Here is a 14,051-nt window from a genome sequence, read left to right as displayed (position 1 = left end):
GGTAAACTATGGATGTCAAGGAATTCTGGATGTGGGTACCTGAAGACGATGACGAAATATCATCAGCTAAAAGAAAAGACCCAAACCAAGATATAGAAGAAATGATTAATCAGTATTCACATAGAAAACGTAAAAATAAAAAAGAGATCGAAATTTCTGAGGAAAAATCAAGAAGGCATTATGATTATACTATGAATCCAGCATATAGTCATCTTCTAAGTAATGTTCACAACAGTATCGATGACTAACCACTCTTGTTCTTACGCTTTATCTTTTTCAAAACTGTAGGCTGCTTCTGCTACTCGGGCTATCCCTTTCATTTCATAAATTTGTTCTTTTGTAATCATAACTGCAGCCAAAGGTCTTAAGTAATCCCCTAGCTTATCAAAACTATATAATGCTATATTTACTCTATCTAAAGATTTGCTCTCTTCAAAAAATTCAAATAGTTTGTCTAAAGGAAGTGCAAAGTTCAAGTTTGCTTTACTATCAGCCATTCGTAAGTAAAGACCCCCTGTATTAGATTTCACCAAATCAAGTGTGTCTATAGAAACCTTTGGAACCCCAAAGGGGTTTCTCATATTTTTTACTCCCTAACTAAATATTACTTTCTGTCTCCGTGTTAGATCAAAATTCAATGTCCCTGAAAATGGGTATTGGTTAGATCATAATTCTGTCCCTGAAAATTCATCCGATTAGTCCTTAATCGGAAGTTAAAATAATCTTGTGTCTGTGTATAAAATATATGGTTTTGAAAATAAAATAACCTGAATGAGGAAAAGGGACATGGAAAACCACAAGGAACTCTATGAAGCAGCAAAGGAAGAAATATTCAGGCAGGCAGTTGAGAATGTGTTTGGAGATGCTTTAATGGGTGAGCATCCAGGTATAAAAAGGCTTCTTGAGGAAACGATTAACCAGATAATGAAATCCGAAAGGCAGATATTTCTAAAAAATAGCCCTGGGAACAAGGCCAATGGCTATTACCCTCGTCAGCTCTCTGAAGGCTCCTTCTGCCTTGACCTTAAGTCCAAACAGGAATCCCTGACGTCAGGGGCTCTTTGTTTGTCATTCCGAGCCTGCCCATAATTTGTCATTCCGAGCCTGCCCATAATTTGTCATTCCGAGCGAAGCGAGGAATCTCCTTTGTTTTTTTTCGGCATTGAAAGACTCAGAGATTCCTCGGGTGGAATGCCACCCTCGGAATGACAACCCTAAGGTCCAAACAGGAATCCCTGAAGTAAGGGGCTAAGACCAAGGTAAATCTCAACTATGATGAATGGGGATAGCCCTTCAGGGGCAGAAGGATATCTATGGATTTTATGAGTTTTTTGGCTCAGAGAGTAAGGAAGGCTGAGAGCATCAGTTGTGTTTTGTGCATTTAAAGAGAAACATAAGGAGGAATATGGGGAAGGAGGCATCCAAGGAGTTTCTCAAAAAGCTTCATCAGATAAAACAATTCAGTGCAGGTCTTGCGGAGGCTGTAGAGAGGTTTAAAGCCCTCTGAGATAGATACCAGAGAAGTTATCCTTATTTTATGAAATAACTGAAGGAGAAGGCAGAGAAGTATTTTAATTTCCTTAGATATCCTGAAAATATAAGAAGACACATATACACAACCAATGCAGTAGAGAACTTTAACCGGAGGATAGAGGAGATAAGGCTCAGGCTTGGAGGATACTTTCAATCAGTTGAAATACTTGAGACGAATCTGTTTTTGCAGAGGGAGCGATTATTACAGGGCAGATGGAAAAAACCCGTCCCTATACTCAAGGCTAATGCCTATGAACTCAGACAGATTTTTAACAGAAAATTCTATGGCCAGACACAAAACTCTTGACAAGTGCCACCTCGAAGATAAGCTAACTGAGATAATCAAAGAAAAAATATATAAAAAAGGGGGATAAAAACCATAGCAGATACTGTAGTTTATTTTTTACCTTATAATTTGGCTAAAGAACTCCATTTAACTGATGAAAACATTGGTCAGTTATTAAAACTTCCAAGTAAACAGGAATTCTATGCAATAGCAACAGATTTTGATGGCACGTATGACAGTCTTGAAGATACACTTAAGCTGTTTTTTGCTGAAGATAAAGCAAAGGAGATCGCATCAGTACTAAGAAATAAAGCCATAGCAACACTTGTTATATAACTTCTACATAGCATACAAAAGCTATATTAATCCCCGGAGTAACAGAAGAGAATAAAAAACTAAGGGATAATTTCTGTACCTTTAAATCTGTAGTCAAAACGCCAGGAGTTACCAGTAAGTACAAAATATTACTGTCGTAAAGCTTATAAGGCTTCTCCTTAGGCTTTGCTGATTTTATCTTTATTTCAGTTAGCATCTTACGGTATCTAAACTATCTAACTTTACAGTTACCGTCATAAATACCGTCAAAATTATCTGGCTTTACCTGAACCATAATGGACAACAATGAACATATTTTGATTGATTTTTCTATATTTTTTCAAGTCTTCTGGGCAATAACGCACCTCAGTGGACTATAATTAAATGGGCAGGGACGGAATCGAACCGCCGACACGGGGCTTTTCAGGCCCCTGCTCTACCGACTGAGCTACCTGCCCATTTAAAATAAAGCAGGTTAATTATTTAAAAATAATACATTTTACCTTAAAAAGTCAAACAGAAACGCAATGTTTGCTCATTAAACGCTACTTTTAAATTTTTTCTTTAGTGCCTTTTCCACAACTGCAGGTACAAGGTTTTTTACTGAGCCTCCAAAATATGCAATTTCTTTAACAATACTGGAAGAAAGAAAAGAGTATTCTTCAGAAGGCATTAAAAATACTGTTTCAGCTTCTTTAAAAAGTCTCCGATTGGCATGAGCAAGTTGAAGTTCAAACTCGTAGTCTGAGACTGCTCTTAACCCTCTTACAATAGCCACAGCTCCCTTTTCTTTTAAAAAATCAACGAGAAGACCATCAAAGGGTTCAACTTTTAAATTTTTAATCCCCTTTGTTGTTTCTTTTATAAAATGAACTCTCTCTTGCACAGTAAAAACAGGATTTTTTTTATAACTTGATACTGCAACAGCAACTATAAGCTCATCAAAAATTTTAAGTGCTCTTTTGATGACATCAAGATGTCCATTTGTTATAGGATCAAATGTTCCTGGATAAATTCCTATTTTCTTCACTCTTACCTCCTGTAAACAGTTAAAAGAGTATCACCATATTTATAGCATTTATGTATTTTAAGAGCTTTAAGTCTCTCCCTTAATGATTCATTTTTGTAATGCTGCAGTATCAATAATCCGTTTTCTTTAACAATAAGTTTTTTTTCAAATAGTTTGAATAATCTCTCCAGCTCTCCTGATTCATAAGGAGGATCTGCAAAAATTATGTCATATGCTCTGGAACTCTGCTCAAGAAAATGCACTGCATCCAGATTGTAAACTTTTGCTTTATCGGAGAGTTTCTTTTTCTGGACGGTGTTTTTTATAAAGATGCATAAAACAGGATCCTTTTCTACAAATATTACCTCACGGGCACCTCTTCTTAATGCCTCTATTCCAACAAAGCCTTTACCTGCATACAGGTCGACAAATGTTTTATCCTCAACATCCTGTAAAATATCAAAAATAGCCTTTCTAACTACAGCAGGAGTTGGTCTTACTGTATTTTGTGCCCTGAATTTACTCATTTTATTGTCCTAACTCAGGATTTGTAAAATACTTTTCAGGAAGGCTATAATTTAAAATTTTTACTTTTCTTCCTTCTACCTTAAGTCTTCCCTGAGCAAAAAGTCTTATTGCCTCAGGATAAATCTTATGCTCAAGCTTTAAAATCCTCTCAGAAAGGCTATCTTCTGTATCCTCAGGATGAACTGGCACAGCTGCCTGAATAATTATTGGACCTGAATCAACTCCCTCATCAACAAAATGAACAGTGCATCCACTTATTCTAACTCCATAATCAACTGCCTGTTTCTGCCCATGAAGTCCGGGAAAAGAAGGTAGTAGGGCGGGATGAATATTCATAATTCTGTTTGGAAAAGCATCAAGCAATGGCTTTTTAACAATTCTCATAAATCCAGCCAGAACCACCAATTCAACACCTCTGGTTAAAAGCTCATCTCTTATTTTTTCATAAAATGCTTCCTTCGTAGGAAAATCTTTTGGATTGATGTAAAGATAAGGTATCCCGTGTTTTTTAGCTCTTTCAATTGCATAAGCCTCTGGATTGTCAACTATAAGAATCTCTATTTTTGCAGGAAGGCTTCCAGCTTCAATCTCATCAATTATTGCCTGAAAATTAGAACCTCTTCCTGAGGCTAAAACTCCTATTTTAAGCACGGTTAACCTCCTCAAAACGAAATTCATGAATAAAATCAACAACTTTTTTTAATACATCCACACTGGTATTGATATTAACACCATGACCAAGATTGAAAATATGAGATTTTGCACATCTGCCATCAATTAATATGGTTTTTACTCTTTTTAAAACTTCATCTTCTCTACCAAGAAGCACCAGAGGATCAAGATTTCCCTGAAGTGGTCTATAATCAAAATTCAAACAAGCCTCTTTGATATCTACTCTCCAGTCAAGACTAAAAACATCCACTTCTAAATCTTTAATATGATTGATAAGCCCTGAAGTATTTGGGCAGAAATAGATTAAAGGAACAGTTGAAGAAAGTTTTTCTATAATTTTTTTTAAATAGGGTTTGCAGAATATGGCATAATCGTATGGAGAAAGAATTCCAGCCCACGTATCAAAAATCTGAACTGCATGAACTCCTGCTTTTATCTGCTCAAGAAGATACTGCATGGTTGCATCAGTAAGAATTTCCATGAGATTATGAAAGTTCTCTGGTTCCGAGAAAATAAATCTTTTTGTATTAATAAAATCCTTTGAAGAACCACCTTCAATTAAATATGTAGCAAGAGTGAATGGCGAGGCAGAAAAGCCTATCAGCGGAACATCAAGTTCTTTTAATAAAATTTTAATTGTCTTAAAAACAAAATCTATAGCTGGCAATTCAAGAGGTCTTAAAATTTTTAACTCACTCCCTGTTCTTACAGGGGGTGAAACCTCTGGTCCTTTATCATTTATAAACTCTACTTTTAAACCCATTGCCTCAAGGGGAATCAAAATATCAGAAAACAAGATTGCTGCATCAACATCTAAAATTTTTATAGGTTGCATTGTCACTTCCGCAGCGATTTCAGGAGTTTTACACATTGTAAGAAAATCGTATTTCTGCCTTATTTTTTGATACTCTGGCATGTATCTTCCTGCCTGTCTCATGAACCATACAGGAGTATAGGGAGGTCTCACACCTTTACAGGCTTTCAGAAAAGCATCTCTCATGTAAATCTCCTTGGGATGTAATTACATTGAGGATCTTCATCCATATAGTCATCTTTTAAACAATAGGCACGAGCTCTGCATCCTCCGCATACATTTAAATATTCACAGACTCCACAACGCCCTTTATAGGATTTAAAATCTCTCAGTTCTTTGAAGAGTTTTGAGCTCTCCCATATATCACGAAAACTCTGGTTTTTTAAATTACCGGCTGAAAGCGGGAAGTAACTACAGGGCATTACATCTTCATCAACATTTATAAGACATATAAGCTGAGCTGCCACGCATCCTTTCGCTCCTCCAGTTGAAAACTTCAGGGATCTTCTCTCAAACTTTTCACCCTCTTTTTTTGATTTCTCTAAAATTATTCTGTAATACTGAGGAGCACAGGTTGGTCTTACAAGCATGTCCTTTTCATTTTTCTCCATCTCGTAATGCCAGTGTAGTATTTTTTCATAGTCTTCTTTATTTATAAGCTCATTAAGCAAATCCTCACCTCTTCCAGTGGGAACGATCATAAACATATACCAGGCAGTTGCTCCAAGCTGTTTTGCAAGATGATAGGTATCTTCAATAAATTTTTGATTTCTTTTCGTAAATGAAGAATTTATTAAAAAGGGAATTTCATACTTCTTAAAAAGCTTTGCAGCATTTATTGTTGCTTTAAATGCACTTTTTTGCTGACGAAAGTCATCATGCGTTTTTTCATCAGGACCATCAAGGCTAAGAGAAACCATTTTTATATCCACATTTTTAATTTTTTTACAGATTTCATCATCAACCAGTGTCCCATTTGTTGCCATGCATATTCTTAAATTCTTACTACGCCCGTATTCTGCAATATCAAATACATCCTCTCTTAAAAGAGGCTCTCCTCCTGTGAGAACTATAACAGGTTGAGCATAGGAAGATATATCATCTATGATTCTAAAACATTCTTCCTTTGGAGGATCAGGATGTTCCTTGACTACTTCTTCTGAAGAAGAACGACAGTGAATGCAGTGAAGATTGCATCTACGGGTTATCTCCCATGCTATCCATTTTGGCTCAAACTTCATTTTTTATTATAATATATTTTCTATGCAGGAAAGAGTATCATGGGGTTCAAGAATTGGTTTAATTCTTGCCGCAGCAGGCAATGCTGTTGGACTGGGAAATATTCTCAGATTTCCTTCAAAGGCTGCTTTATATGGTGGTGGAGCCTTTATGGTTCCCTATTTCATTGCTCTGCTCCTTCTGGGATTTCCATTAATGATCGTTGAATGGGTCATAGGAAGATATGCAGGCAGACGTGGTCATGGCTCTATGACTGGAATTTTAGGTCTTTTTTTCAATCATGCAAGCTGGGCAAGAATTCTTGGCTCAATAGGAGTTGCCATACCTTTACTTATTTGCATGTATTACATATACATTGAATCCTGGACCTTGGGCTTCGCATTTCTTTCTCTTTTTGGTCAGATGCCAACTCCTGTAATCAGTTCTGATACTCATGAAGCAGTCAAGCCATATGTAAGTTTCTTTAAAGAATATACAAAACCTTCAACTATGGCTTATCTTTTCCTCCTTTTAACCATTGCAATTAACTGGTTTATTCTTCAAAAAGGTTTAAGAAAGGGAATAGAAATTACAGCAAAAATCGGGATGCCAGCAATAATTATCTTTGGAGTTTTTCTTGGATTAATATGCATTTCAGCAAATGAATGGAAGGGATTTGAAGGACTGAAATTCATATATAATCTTAATTTTTCAAAAATTTTGGATCCCGTTGTCTGGGTTGAAGCCTCTGGACAGATATTTTTTACACTTTCCTTGGGAATGGGAGCAATTGCAGTTTATGCAAGTTATGCAGGAGCTAAAGAAGATGTTGTAAAAGCAGGACTCTGGACCGCTTCAATTAATGAATTTGTAGAAGTTGTGATAGGTGCTTCAATTGCAATTCCAGCTGCTTTTGCAATGTTTTCCGCTGTAGCTATTCCTGAGCTTGCCAAGGAAGGAACTTTTAGGCTTGGCTTTATGACAATGCCTGCTGTGCTAATGAATTTTCCATCTGGATGGCTTATTTCATTTATATGGTTTTTGTTGCTTTTTCTGGCAGCTCTTACATCTTCCTTAGCATTAATCCAGCCTTTAATAGCCCTTTTTGAAGATGAAATGAAGTGGGAACATACAAAGGCAGTCACAGTATCAATGATTTTAATAACTCTTGGAGCTCATTTTTCAGCGTTTATGCCTGATTTTATAGATGAGCTTGATTTCTGGGCAGGATGTTTCATGCTTCTTGGATTTGGATTGATTGAAATAATTGTCTTTGTATGGATTTTTGGAATAAATAACTTTTACAAAGAATTAAAACTGAATACAACGCTTAGATTACCAAAATTATTTGTCTATATTGTAGCCATTGTCTCTCCGATTTTTATTTTTGTAATACTCTACTTCTGGGTAATTAGAGATTTTAAAAATGTAGTATTCACCGATAGCATTACAAAAATTGTGGCAAGATTATTCATTTTATTATTTCTTGTATTTCTCTCTGTTATCGCAGTGAAAAGCCGTGAGATTGTTATGAGAGATATAAGATATATGAGGGTAATGAAAAAATGACATCTGAGTTAAACTCAAAAGAGGCAACACTGAAATTTTTAGAAACTACAGACTTTTATGAATTAATCTTTATGGCAAACTCAGAGCGAAAAAAATACAAAAAAAACAAGATAGAGCTATGTGCAATAGTGAATGCAAAAAGTGGAGCCTGTCCTGAAGACTGCTCTTTCTGTTCTCAATCCTTAAGATGGAAAACCCATGCACCAGCTTATCCTTTAATGGATAAGTATGAGATTCTAAAAAGAGCCCTGGAAGCAAAAAACTACAAAGTTAAAAGATTCTCAATTGTAATAAGTGGAATAAAACCATCAAAGCAAGAAATGAAAAAAATTGCTGAGGCTATTGAAACAATTGCAAAAAATGGAATAAAACCTTGTGCTTCCTTAGGACTTTTAAATTATGATGAAATTTCCTATTTAAAAGATTACGGACTTCAAAGGCTGCACTGCAACATTGAAACTTCAGAAGATTTTTTCCCTAAAATATGCACAACCCATAGTTTCTTAGATAAAGTCCGCACGCTGGAGGCAGCAAAAAAAGCCGAAGTTTCGGTATGTTCAGGTGGAGTTTTTGGAATGGGAGAGACATGGAAAGATAGAGTTGACATGGCTTATTTTTTAAAAGAATTTAATGTGGATTCTGTTCCTATTAATTTTCTTACTCCAATAAAAGGAACTCCTCTTGAGAGCCAGCCTGTTTTGTCTCCCTTGGAAGCATTAAAGATTATCGCAATGTTTAGATTAATACTGCCAGATAAAGATATAAGAATCTGTGGGGGAAGACCATTGCTTGGTGAGTTTGCATCGTGGATTTTTATTTCTGGAGCAAATGCTTTAATGACAGGCGATTATTTAACAACTCATGGAAGAAGTTATAATGATGATTTAAAATTCGTAGAAAATCACGGACTTGAGGTTGACCATGTGGTCCCTTAGAATGAGAGCCAGCAGAGTTGAACATGATAAAGAAATTCATATCTCTGGAGCAGAGGGAATTTACAAATTTGATGAACTGGAGAGATTTCTTAAAAAATTTTTTAAAAGGGCTACGGAGCATCCAAATGGTTTTCCAGATAAAATTTTTTTTACACTGGAGAAAATAAAAGAGCAAATTCAGTTTATTAAAGCCCTTCCAATAAAAACTGTATTCTGTGAAACTCCTGAAAAAGCCAAGGAAATTATTAATGAGCATTTAACTAAACTGGGAATTTCAGAAAAGGCAATCACTACTGGCTGGAATGTAATAAAGGGACAGAAAATGAGAGGAGCTGCATTAATTGATTGTTTAACCGGAGTCAGGATTGAACCTAACAAAGAAAGAGGTGTAAGAGTGTCAAGAATTCATATGGATAAAAAAAGAAAAATACAGGTTCTAAGAAAAATTAAAAATCTTACATCTGAGCCTCAGAGAGTTATTGAAGCAGTAACAGTAGCATCAAAAGTAGCATCATGTTCTGAAGTGGTTGCTGAAATTTGTGTATCTGATAATCTAAACTATACTACAGGATACATTGCGTCAAAAGAGTTTGGATATTTAAGAATAACGAACATAAAAAAACATGGCGAGGCCATTGGTGGAAGAGCCTTCTTTGTTAAAACTCCCTTAAAAATTGATAAATTAATAAAATTTCTTGAAAAAACTCCTGTAATCGTCATATGAAATACAAAAAGGTGGTCTTAATAGGAAATCCCATAGCAGGGGGAGGAGCCTTAAAAAAGATTAAAAAAGCAGAAAATATATTGAAAAACAAAGGAATTTCAGTGGAAACTCTGCTTACTAAAAAAAAGGGTGATGCTCAAGAATTTGCTAAAAAGATAAAAAATAGGGAAATACTTGTTATTGCTGCAGGTGGAGATGGAACATACAATGAAGTGGTAAACGGACTTGCTTTTTCTGAAACTCCAATGGCAATCCTTCCAATGGGAACAACCTCAGTTCTTGCAAAGGAATTGAAGATTCCAGATAATATTGAAAAGGCAGTTGATATTGCTCTTAGAGGAAATGTTCAGAGGGTTCATCTTGGAAGAATAAAAAATCAGGAGAAACAAAGACTTTTCATCCTTATGGCAGGTATTGGTTTTGATGGAATGGCAGTGTTTGGAGTAGATTCCGAAAAGAAGAAATATTTTAAAAAAATAGCCTATATCTTAAGTGGAATAAGAACCCTGATTAATTATGCACCCCAGGAGCTTAAAATTTATGACTCTGCAACGAAAAAAGCATACAGTGCTGTTATATGTAAAGCTTCATGTTATGGAGGCTCTTTTAGGATTGCGCCGGATGCAAGCTTAAAAAAGCCCAATTTTTATGTTTTTCTTTCAAAAACTCGTTCTAAACTTGAGCTGAGCCTTCAGATTTTAGGTGTAATTATCGGAAAGCACATTAAGATGATGAATACTGATTATTTTAAAACTGAGGCTTTAAAAATCACAGGAGATGCCCATGTTCAAATAGATGGTGATTATTTTGGAAAAACTCCTGTTGAAGTTGAACTGATCAGGGATGCCCTTAACCTTGTTTTTCCTGAATATAATTAGTTTGTGATGGTGTCTGTCCCTTTTCAAACATTAAAATAATGCTTATTCTGCGATTTCTCGGATCCTTTGGATCATCCTTTATAAGTGGCATTGTATCAGCATAACCAACAACTCTTGCAATCTTTTCCGGTGCAACTCCATTTTTTTCAAGCTCTCTTCTTGCTGAAGAGGCTCTTGCAGTGGAAAGCTCCCAGTTTGTAGTTTTGCCTCCTCTGAAAGGCACAGCATCTGTATGACCTTCTACTGCAATTTTTGCCGGTTCATCCTTTATATTGTCTGCAACTACCTTTAAAATCTCCCGAGCCTTTTCAGTTGGCTCTGCCGAGGAAAGAGGAAACATTGGTTCACCTTCAAGATCAACAATCTGTATTCTTACTCCTCCTTCAACTGTATCTATCATGATGTGATCTTTAAGCTCTTTAAGTTTTTCCTCAATTGCCTTTTTCATCTGCTCTTTAAATCGTTCTGCAGGATTTTCTGCTTGAGCTGGCTTTACTTCTTCATGAATTGCTGAAGTCTGTTGCATAAAAGACTGACCTGATTGGAAAAGATTGAAATTGGTAAAGTAATCGGCAATTGCAGCTCTTTTTGCAGGTTCAAGCATGGAAATTAGCCACAACAGTAAAAAGAAAGCCATCATGGCTGTTGTAAAATCAGCATAGGCTACTTTCCAGCTTCCGCCATGATGAGCTTCATGTCCTTTTTTAATTTTTTTAACTATTATTGTTGTTTTAGATTTATCTGCCACTCTTCAATGCTCTTATTTCTTCTTCTAATTCATGGAAAGTGGGTCTTAAATGAGGAGGAATATTTCTACGAGCAAACTCAACAGCAATCTGAGGAGCTGCTCCGCTTACAAAGGCTATCAATGCAGACTTTATTACCTGTAAGTATTCTTTCTCATGATTTACGCTTGCTTCAAGCCTTCTTGCTAAGGGACCAACAAATCCGTAGCACATAAGGACTCCCATAAATGTTCCAACTAAAGCTGCTCCCACAGAATGTCCTATAACTTCAGGAGGTTCCTTCATTTTACCCATTGTTAAAACAACTCCCAAGACTGCTGCCACAATTCCAAGTCCAGGGAGACTGTCAGCAATATTAAGAAGATTTCTTGCAGGTCCTGATTCTGTTTCATGTAATGTTTCAATCTCACTGTCAAGAATACTTTCAAGCTCGTATGGAGAGACCGTTGTTGTCATTACTGTTCTCAGGGTATCCGTAAGAAGTGCCATTGCATGATGATTTTTCATAAACTTAGGATATTTAGAAAGAATAGTGCTGTTTTCAGGCTCTTCCACATCTTGCTCAATTGATATAAGTCCTTCTTTTCTGATCTTTGTAAAAAGCTCACTTAAAAGTAATAGCGTATCCATGTAGTCTCTTTTTGAATAACCTTTGCCACCTGTGATTGTTTGGATTGTTCCTTTAATAACGCCTTTTAATACATGCGGAGGAGAAGCTATTACAAGTGCACCTATAGCAGCACCGAATATTATAAGAACCTCTGCTGGCTGAAAAAGAACTGAAAGATTCCCTTTTTCAAGAAGATAACCACTGATTATGCTTCCAAGGACAACTAATCCACCAATTACTACAAACATCTATAATTCCCTTTTCTGTCTCAATATCTGTCTTTGACGATGAAAAACAAATCTTACAATATGATCTCTTATATCCTCATCTATGTTGACAAATTTTACAGCCACTCTGTAACCGTTATTTATCAACTCAGATTTTACAACTTCTCCGTAAAGAAATAATGCCACAGGAGAAGGTGCTTCAAGAACCATCTTTAATTCAAGGATATCACCTTTGTTATAGGATGCATCAGAGATAAAACTCATTCCACCTCCGCTTATATTTACCTCAGTTAGTGGAAGTTCACAAAAACCCTCTTGCCTGAAGCTCCATAAATTAATTAGATAGTCCAGCTTTGCGTTGATGAGTTTTATCCATTGAGCAACTGCTTTATCCGAGGGCTCATCAGAAGGAGTATGAGGGAAACTTACTTCTCCAGATATTCTTGCCTTTACCTTTTGTCTTTCTTCAGGAGAAATCAATCTAACTCCAAGAGGTATAACGGCATCTACTCTTGAAAACTCTCTCATTCTCTGATATGTTTCTTCCATATTTACCATTATACTCATCGGAGTATGATAAGTTCAACCCTTCTGTTTTTTGCTCTACCCTCTTCAGTATCATTGGAAGCAACAGGCCTGTATTCACCATAACCTGCGATCATAAATCTGTCTGGATTGAGTCCTTTTTGAAGTAAAAAATGTAGCACTGACGAGGCTCTTGCAGCAGATAGCTCCCAGTTTGATTTATATATAGAAGAGCTTATTGGAACATTGTCAGTATGCCCTTCTATTGCAACTTTCCCCGGGATTTCCTTTAATTTTTCAGCAATTCTTGTGAGTGCATCATAAGCTTCAGGTTTCAGTTCAGCTGAACCCGAGCTAAATAAAAGAGCATCTGGGAAAGTTATTACAACACCTCTGGCATCTGATTTTATGTTTATTCCTGAAATATCATTTAAAAGTTTTCTAAGGTCTTCAATAATTGCTTTATTACGGTCTTCTTCAAATGATATTGGCTCATCAATAACTTTGAACACTTTTCTTAAAGAAGTGGTCATTTTTTCAGCCTTTGTAATATCAACTGTAGACAGAGCATAGAGAGCCACAAAAAAAGTAAACAGAAGAGTTAGAAAATCAGAATATGATATAAGCCAGCGATGAATATTTTCTTCCTCGTTGTTGTTATTTTTCTTTCTTGGTTTCATATTCTTTCCTTCTGACGCTCTCTAACAAAGGATTCAAGTTTTGCCCTTAAAAAGTATGGATTCATTCCTGCTTCTATTCCAAGAATCCCTTCAACCATGAGTTCCATAAGAAGAATTTCATCTTCAAGCTTGTTAACTATTCTTTTTGCAATGGGAATAAATATAAGATTTGCAGAACCAACTCCATAAATAGTTGCCACAAAAGCTGTTGCTATTCCTATACCAATTTTTGATGGATCCGTAACATTTTTTAAAACATGAATGAGTCCAAGAATAGCTCCGATAATTCCAATAGTTGGAGCAAATCCTCCTGCAGAATCATAAACCCTGGCAGCTCTTCTTATAATTTCTTCATAGGCATAAATCTCTTGCTGAAGTGATTCTTTAATAATGCTCGGAGAAAGTCCATCAATTACATAGGTAATTCCTCTTTTTAAAAATGAGTCATCAATTCTATCAACTTCTTCCTGTAAAGCCAGAAGCCCTCTTTTCCTGGCTATAACCAGAAGATCAAGAATGGTCTCTATGGTCTCCTCAAAGTTGACATTTCTACTGAAAAATATAAATTTTAAGCTAACAAAGGCTGTAATTATATCTTTCAATGGAAAGCTTAAAATAGTAGCTCCCAGAGTTCCTCCAAATACAATAATAGCCGCTGCTGCCTGAACAAGATGTGCTGTTGTGCCCCCTTCAGCAATGTTGCCGGCAATAATAGCACCAATCCCGATGATTAAACCAAGTAAAGCTACCAAATCCATTTCTTAAATTATAAAGAGATTAAT

Annotated in this window: 19 protein-coding genes, 1 tRNA gene and 1 pseudogene; 9 read left to right on the top strand and 12 right to left on the bottom strand. The window is 36.0% G+C overall.

From position 1 onward, the window contains the following. The first annotated feature begins 8 nt into the window (after nucleotides 1-8). Nucleotides 9-248 carry a hypothetical protein gene (locus V4D30_RS01595; protein ID WP_353684507.1) on the top strand — a complete coding sequence of 80 codons (240 nt, stop codon included), beginning with the start codon at nucleotides 9-11 and terminating at the stop codon, nucleotides 246-248. 12 nt (nucleotides 249-260) lie between these two features. Here V4D30_RS01595 and V4D30_RS01590 read toward each other — a convergent pair whose 3' ends face one another. Then, nucleotides 261-497 carry a hypothetical protein gene (locus V4D30_RS01590; protein WP_353684506.1) on the bottom strand — a complete coding sequence of 79 codons (237 nt, stop codon included), beginning with the start codon at nucleotides 495-497 and terminating at the stop codon, nucleotides 261-263. A 289-nt stretch (nucleotides 498-786) separates the two neighbouring features. On the opposite strand from V4D30_RS01590, the gene V4D30_RS01585 reads away from it, so the two are divergent. From V4D30_RS01585 to V4D30_RS01570, 4 genes and pseudogenes are all read left to right on the top strand, one after another. Continuing rightward, a complete protein-coding gene (locus tag V4D30_RS01585) occupies nucleotides 787-1,089 on the top strand; it encodes a hypothetical protein (RefSeq protein ID WP_353684505.1) in 303 nt (100 codons plus the stop codon). A 457-nt stretch (nucleotides 1,090-1,546) separates the two neighbouring features. Further along, a pseudogene (locus tag V4D30_RS01580) lies at nucleotides 1,547-1,642 on the top strand (transposase); the annotation flags it as partial. Nucleotides 1,643-1,691: 49 nt separating this feature from the next. Further along, on the top strand, nucleotides 1,692-1,907 hold the full coding sequence (locus tag V4D30_RS01575; RefSeq protein ID WP_353684504.1) for a hypothetical protein: 216 nt from the start codon (nucleotides 1,692-1,694) through the stop codon (nucleotides 1,905-1,907). A gap of 41 nt (nucleotides 1,908-1,948) precedes the next feature. After that, nucleotides 1,949-2,155 (top strand): hypothetical protein, encoded by a 207-nt coding sequence (locus V4D30_RS01570; RefSeq protein WP_353684503.1) that lies wholly within the window; start codon nucleotides 1,949-1,951, stop codon nucleotides 2,153-2,155. A 364-nt stretch (nucleotides 2,156-2,519) separates the two neighbouring features. Here V4D30_RS01570 and V4D30_RS01565 read toward each other — a convergent pair. From V4D30_RS01565 to V4D30_RS01540, 6 genes are all read right to left on the bottom strand, one after another. Beyond that, nucleotides 2,520-2,592 (bottom strand) — tRNA-Phe (locus V4D30_RS01565). Nucleotides 2,593-2,672: 80 nt separating this feature from the next. After that, a complete protein-coding gene (gene coaD / locus V4D30_RS01560; protein ID WP_353684502.1) occupies nucleotides 2,673-3,164 on the bottom strand; it encodes a pantetheine-phosphate adenylyltransferase in 492 nt (163 codons plus the stop codon). Nucleotides 3,165-3,166: 2 nt separating this feature from the next. Next, complete coding sequence (gene rsmD / locus V4D30_RS01555; RefSeq protein WP_353684501.1) at nucleotides 3,167-3,670, bottom strand: 16S rRNA (guanine(966)-N(2))-methyltransferase RsmD; 504 nt, start codon at nucleotides 3,668-3,670, stop codon at nucleotides 3,167-3,169. A 1-nt stretch (nucleotide 3,671) separates the two neighbouring features. Beyond that, nucleotides 3,672-4,322, bottom strand: a complete 651-nt coding sequence (purN, locus tag V4D30_RS01550) for a phosphoribosylglycinamide formyltransferase (protein ID WP_353684500.1) — start codon at nucleotides 4,320-4,322, stop codon at nucleotides 3,672-3,674. After that, nucleotides 4,315-5,343 carry a uroporphyrinogen decarboxylase gene (gene hemE / locus V4D30_RS01545; RefSeq protein WP_353684499.1) on the bottom strand — a complete coding sequence of 343 codons (1,029 nt, stop codon included), beginning with the start codon at nucleotides 5,341-5,343 and terminating at the stop codon, nucleotides 4,315-4,317. The genes purN and hemE overlap by 8 nt, the downstream gene beginning before the upstream one ends. Continuing rightward, nucleotides 5,340-6,398: a radical SAM protein gene (locus V4D30_RS01540; protein ID WP_353684498.1), complete on the bottom strand. Its 1,059-nt coding sequence runs from the start codon at nucleotides 6,396-6,398 to the stop codon at nucleotides 5,340-5,342. The genes hemE and V4D30_RS01540 overlap by 4 nt, the downstream gene beginning before the upstream one ends. A 22-nt stretch (nucleotides 6,399-6,420) precedes the next feature. Between V4D30_RS01540 and V4D30_RS01535 the strand changes: the two genes are divergently transcribed. The 4 genes from V4D30_RS01535 to V4D30_RS01520 are packed head-to-tail and all read left to right on the top strand — an operon-like array spanning nucleotide 6,421 to nucleotide 10,481. Next, complete coding sequence (locus V4D30_RS01535) at nucleotides 6,421-7,944, top strand: sodium-dependent transporter (protein ID WP_353684497.1); 1,524 nt, start codon at nucleotides 6,421-6,423, stop codon at nucleotides 7,942-7,944. Continuing rightward, nucleotides 7,941-8,879 carry a biotin synthase BioB gene (gene bioB, locus V4D30_RS01530; protein WP_353684496.1) on the top strand — a complete coding sequence of 313 codons (939 nt, stop codon included), beginning with the start codon at nucleotides 7,941-7,943 and terminating at the stop codon, nucleotides 8,877-8,879. The genes V4D30_RS01535 and bioB overlap by 4 nt, the downstream gene beginning before the upstream one ends. Nucleotide 8,880: 1 nt before the next feature. Further along, nucleotides 8,881-9,603 (top strand): 6-carboxyhexanoate--CoA ligase, encoded by a 723-nt coding sequence (locus V4D30_RS01525; RefSeq protein ID WP_353684495.1) that lies wholly within the window; start codon nucleotides 8,881-8,883, stop codon nucleotides 9,601-9,603. Beyond that, nucleotides 9,600-10,481 carry a diacylglycerol kinase family protein gene (locus V4D30_RS01520; protein WP_353684494.1) on the top strand — a complete coding sequence of 294 codons (882 nt, stop codon included), beginning with the start codon at nucleotides 9,600-9,602 and terminating at the stop codon, nucleotides 10,479-10,481. Before V4D30_RS01525 ends, V4D30_RS01520 begins: the two co-directional genes overlap by 4 nt. Here V4D30_RS01520 and V4D30_RS01515 read toward each other — a convergent pair. Genes V4D30_RS01515 through V4D30_RS01495 form a run of 5 tightly spaced genes read right to left on the bottom strand, consistent with a single transcriptional unit; the run spans nucleotide 10,453 to nucleotide 14,027 of the window. After that, nucleotides 10,453-11,229: a flagellar motor protein MotB gene (locus V4D30_RS01515; RefSeq protein WP_353684493.1), complete on the bottom strand. Its 777-nt coding sequence runs from the start codon at nucleotides 11,227-11,229 to the stop codon at nucleotides 10,453-10,455. The two genes, V4D30_RS01520 and V4D30_RS01515, sit on opposite strands and share 29 nt — an antisense overlap. Then, nucleotides 11,219-12,085, bottom strand: a complete 867-nt coding sequence (gene motA / locus V4D30_RS01510) for a flagellar motor stator protein MotA (protein ID WP_353684492.1) — start codon at nucleotides 12,083-12,085, stop codon at nucleotides 11,219-11,221. Before motA ends, V4D30_RS01515 begins: the two co-directional genes overlap by 11 nt. Next, nucleotides 12,086-12,613, bottom strand: a complete 528-nt coding sequence (locus tag V4D30_RS01505; protein ID WP_353684491.1) for a PilZ domain-containing protein — start codon at nucleotides 12,611-12,613, stop codon at nucleotides 12,086-12,088. Nucleotides 12,614-12,627: 14 nt separating this feature from the next. Then, on the bottom strand, nucleotides 12,628-13,269 hold the full coding sequence (locus tag V4D30_RS01500; RefSeq protein WP_353684490.1) for an OmpA family protein: 642 nt from the start codon (nucleotides 13,267-13,269) through the stop codon (nucleotides 12,628-12,630). Next, nucleotides 13,266-14,027: a flagellar motor protein gene (locus V4D30_RS01495; RefSeq protein ID WP_353684489.1), complete on the bottom strand. Its 762-nt coding sequence runs from the start codon at nucleotides 14,025-14,027 to the stop codon at nucleotides 13,266-13,268. The genes V4D30_RS01500 and V4D30_RS01495 overlap by 4 nt, the downstream gene beginning before the upstream one ends. Nucleotides 14,028-14,051: the final 24 nt, after the last annotated feature.

Origin of the sequence: Thermodesulfovibrio sp. 3907-1M (assembly GCF_040450955.1) — a bacterium.
Taxonomy (GTDB): Bacteria; Nitrospirota; Thermodesulfovibrionia; order Thermodesulfovibrionales; family Thermodesulfovibrionaceae; genus Thermodesulfovibrio; species Thermodesulfovibrio autotrophicus.
Note: the sequence above shows the minus strand (reverse complement) of the source record. Positions and strands in the feature narration are given on the sequence as shown.

Bases quoted from the DNA above. Each gene is read 5' to 3' on its own strand.
- V4D30_RS01595 (WP_353684507.1), top strand. From the start codon at position 9: ATGGATGTCAAGGAATTCTGGATGTGGGTACCTGAAGACGATGACGAA.
- hemE (WP_353684499.1), bottom strand. From the start codon at position 5,343: ATGAGAGATGCTTTTCTGAAAGCCTGTAAAGGTGTGAGACCTCCCTAT.
- V4D30_RS01520 (WP_353684494.1), top strand. From the start codon at position 9,600: ATGAAATACAAAAAGGTGGTCTTAATAGGAAATCCCATAGCAGGGGGA.
- V4D30_RS01525 (WP_353684495.1), top strand. From the start codon at position 8,881: ATGAGAGCCAGCAGAGTTGAACATGATAAAGAAATTCATATCTCTGGA.
- rsmD (WP_353684501.1), bottom strand. From the start codon at position 3,670: ATGAGTAAATTCAGGGCACAAAATACAGTAAGACCAACTCCTGCTGTA.
- V4D30_RS01535 (WP_353684497.1), top strand. From the start codon at position 6,421: ATGCAGGAAAGAGTATCATGGGGTTCAAGAATTGGTTTAATTCTTGCC.
- V4D30_RS01495 (WP_353684489.1), bottom strand. From the start codon at position 14,027: ATGGATTTGGTAGCTTTACTTGGTTTAATCATCGGGATTGGTGCTATT.
- V4D30_RS01540 (WP_353684498.1), bottom strand. From the start codon at position 6,398: ATGAAGTTTGAGCCAAAATGGATAGCATGGGAGATAACCCGTAGATGC.
- V4D30_RS01590 (WP_353684506.1), bottom strand. From the start codon at position 497: ATGGCTGATAGTAAAGCAAACTTGAACTTTGCACTTCCTTTAGACAAA.
- V4D30_RS01500 (WP_353684490.1), bottom strand. From the start codon at position 13,269: ATGAAACCAAGAAAGAAAAATAACAACAACGAGGAAGAAAATATTCAT.
- bioB (WP_353684496.1), top strand. From the start codon at position 7,941: ATGACATCTGAGTTAAACTCAAAAGAGGCAACACTGAAATTTTTAGAA.
- V4D30_RS01505 (WP_353684491.1), bottom strand. From the start codon at position 12,613: ATGGAAGAAACATATCAGAGAATGAGAGAGTTTTCAAGAGTAGATGCC.
- V4D30_RS01585 (WP_353684505.1), top strand. From the start codon at position 787: ATGGAAAACCACAAGGAACTCTATGAAGCAGCAAAGGAAGAAATATTC.
- motA (WP_353684492.1), bottom strand. From the start codon at position 12,085: ATGTTTGTAGTAATTGGTGGATTAGTTGTCCTTGGAAGCATAATCAGT.